General features: G+C 74.5%; 4 protein-coding genes and 1 pseudogene. All 5 read right to left on the bottom strand.

Going from position 1 to position 3,029, the window contains the following annotated elements:
* Positions 1-136 precede the first annotated feature (136 nt).
* Positions 137-952, bottom strand: coding sequence for an alpha/beta hydrolase (locus HGA02_RS14810; protein WP_168679773.1), 816 nt, complete (start codon positions 950-952; stop codon positions 137-139).
* A gap of 230 nt (positions 953-1,182) precedes the next feature.
* Positions 1,183-1,527: a DUF3553 domain-containing protein gene (locus tag HGA02_RS14815; RefSeq protein ID WP_210728617.1), complete on the bottom strand. Its 345-nt coding sequence runs from the start codon at positions 1,525-1,527 to the stop codon at positions 1,183-1,185.
* Entirely contained in the window at positions 1,524-1,778 is a 255-nt protein-coding gene (locus HGA02_RS14820) for a hypothetical protein (RefSeq protein ID WP_200829854.1), read from the bottom strand. Before HGA02_RS14820 ends, HGA02_RS14815 begins: the two co-directional genes overlap by 4 nt.
* A 94-nt stretch (positions 1,779-1,872) precedes the next feature.
* Positions 1,873-2,085: pseudogene (locus HGA02_RS14825) on the bottom strand (M3 family metallopeptidase); the annotation flags it as partial.
* A gap of 8 nt (positions 2,086-2,093) precedes the next feature.
* Positions 2,094-3,029 (bottom strand): NAD-dependent epimerase/dehydratase family protein (locus HGA02_RS14830; protein ID WP_168679774.1); only part of this gene is annotated, 936 nt, incomplete at its 5' end.

Consider the following 3,029-nt stretch of genomic DNA (forward strand, 5'->3'; position numbering starts at 1 on the left):
GCGTCGTCGCCGTCCTGCGGCGGTGTCGAGGGCGAGTCCGGATCCCCGTCGTGCTCCTCGAGCTCGACGGGCCGGAGCCCCTCGTCGCGCGCCATGCCCGGACGCTACCGCCGGGCAGCGTCCGGGCGGAGGCGGTTCAGGCGTCGGCGCGTGCGCGCGCGTGCTCGACCGCCCAGTCGAGCGCCTTGTCGGCGACGGCCTCCCAGCCGGGTGCCGCGCACGTCCAGTGGTCCCGGTCGGGGAACTCGAACAGCTCGGTCACGGCGGGCGACTTGTCGTAGTGCTTGGCGTTCGAGCGGTTCACCGACGCGGGCATGATGTGGTCCTTCCCGCCCGCGACGAACAGCAGCGGCGCGCGGTCCTTGCCGTAGTCGACCCACGTCTCCTGGTGACCCGGCTTGTAGTTGGCGATGAGCCCGTACGTCCAGATCCACGCGCCCGGCGCGGCGATCGCGTACCGGGCGTGCGCCGCGTCGGAGTCCTCGCGGCTCAGGGTGTTCGCGAACGCGTAGTGGAACTGCTCCCGGGTGAACGCGACGGCGCCGTGCCGGCTGTGCAGGTCCGTGAACGCGGGGCTGAGCGACTTGATCTGCGACGGCGGCGTCACCCGCACGCCCTCGGTCGGCGCCGAGTCGATCACGACGCCCGCCGCGCCGAGGCCCCGCGCGAGCAGGAGCTGCGTGAGCGTCCCGCCGAACGAGTGGCCGATGATGATCGGCGGCGCGTCCAGGGCCTCGATCACGGCGGCCAGGTGGTCGACGACCTCGGGGACGGTGAGCCTCGCGATGAGCTCCTGGTTCTCGCGCAGCGCCTCGACCTCGATCTCGAAGCCGGGGTAGCCGGGGGTGAGCACCCGGTAGCCCTTCGCCTCGTAGTACGGGACCCAGTGCTCCCAGGAGCGCGGGGTCATCCAGAGGCCGTGCACGAGCACGATCGTGTCGGGTGTCGCCATGGTCCGTCCTCTTCTCGGGCGTTCGGTGCGGGAACGTGGAGCGTCGTGCGGTGTGACGGGACGTGCGGCGGGCCGCACCGGACGAACCGGGCACCCGTGCCGATCATGGCGCGGGGTGCAGGCGTCGCGGAAGAGGGGTCGCGACGCAGGTCAGACGACCGACACCGATGTCGGTGCCGGACACGGGGAGCGCGCCGGACCGCCGGGCGTGCGGCCGGCGGGCGCCGGCGTCAGCGGACCGTCAGCAGCTCCGAGTCGAGCGCCACGGCCGCGTCGAGCGTCACGTACCCGTGCTCCTCGAACAGGACCGTCAGCCGGTCCGCCTCGACGACCGAGACCGTGCCGTCGCCGAACCGCTCGTGCCGCACCGCCTGCCCCGGACGGACACCCGTCGAGCGGGCCGGTGCGCTGGTCCCGCGGTCGCACGAGTCGCACGCGCCGCACGGGTCGGGGCGCACCTCGCCGAGCAGCTCGAGCAGCTGCGGGAGCATCGCGGCGACGCCCTCGTCGGACGGCACGACGACCTCGGCACGACGCTCCGCGCCGACCAGGGTCAGCCGGGTGAAGGTGCTCACGGTGTCGTTCCGATCGTCGACTGCGGGCTCGACGTACCTCCGCGCAGGGACCCGCTGTTCGCCTGGACGAACGAGTACCCCGCGCAGCCCGCGCACGCGAGGGCCGCCACGACGACGCTCCCGACGAACCGCCGCACGTTGTCGTTGGTGGTCCGCCGGTCGCGCAGGTCGCCGTGCAGGAACGCGGCGCGCAGCCGCGCCCGGTGGACGCGCACGGACTCCAGGAGGACGGCATCAGGGTCGCGGGCCATCGAGCACCCCCTCCCACGGTCCGCGCGGCGCACCGAGCGCCTCCCGGACCCGGTCGTGGCCGATCGCCCGCAGCACCTCGTCGAAGGCCTGCCAGCCGTCGCGCTCGAGGGCGACGAGCGTGTTCTCGACGGTCGGCGCGGCCGGGTCGGTCGCGATCGCCTCCACCTCGGCGCGGTGCTCCGCCATCCCGGCGAGCAGCGCGGGACGGTAGTGCTCCTCGCGGATCGCGGTGTAGTCGGGCAGGCCGTAGGGCAGCGTCGAGGGCGACGCGAAGGGGTTGGTCGCGTCGAGGGAGTCGGCAGTCATGCCGGTCATCATGACCGACGGTCGGCCAGGTACGCGTCCTCGGCGGCGTAGTCGAAGAAGTCACCCATGGCCTCCATCCGCACGAAGCCGGGGAACGCGTCGCGCCAGTCGCGGCGCGCGGCCTCGTCGACGAGCCAGTGGATGCCGTCGGGGGCCGTGTCGGCGTAGCCGCCGCGCGCGACGTACCCGAGCTCGCGTCCGGCCCGGCCCATGTCGAGGACCAGCGGGCGCGGCACGGCCCACGGGGTCAGCCCGAGGTTGCCCCGCGGCGGTCCCGCGAACGTGACGGTGCCGGACTCGGCACCGAGCGTCGCGTCGACCACGCGGGCGATCTCGGCGACCGTCGGGGCGTCCGGGTCGGCGGCGTTGAGGACCCGGTCGGCGGGCTGCGCGGCCGCGAGGCGGACGAGGTCCGCGAGCACCGACGTCGCGACCGTCTGGAACCGGCTGAGGCCGTCGTACGCGAGGACCCGCACGTCACGCCCGTCGAGCACGCGCCGGACGAACGTCCACTCGCGCGGCTGCACGCACCCCGGACCGTGGATCGCCGCGGCGCGCAGCGCGGTCGTCGGGACGTCGGAGTCGAGCCACGCGCGCTCGAGCGCGACCTTGCCGGTCGCGTACGTGTCGCGGCCCGCCTCGACCGTCGGCTGCGACTCGTCCAGGGGTACCGGGAAGGTGCCGAACGTGTCCGTCTCGAAGCCGTCGCCCGCGTCGTCGACGTAGACGGCCGCGCTGGACACGACGACCGCGGAGCCGATGCGGTCGCGCGACGCGAGCCACACCGCGGCGTCCCGGTCGTCGTAGCCGACCACGTCGACCACGACGTCGACCCCGCCCGCGAGCGCGCGGTCCCGCACGGCGGGGTCGTGCCGGTCCCCGACGACGCTCGTCGCCCCCCACGCCTCGACCGTCGCGGCGTCCTGCCGGCTGCCGCGCGACAG

This window comes from Cellulomonas septica, assembly GCF_012396155.1.
GTDB lineage: Bacteria > Actinomycetota > Actinomycetes > Actinomycetales > Cellulomonadaceae > Cellulomonas > Cellulomonas septica.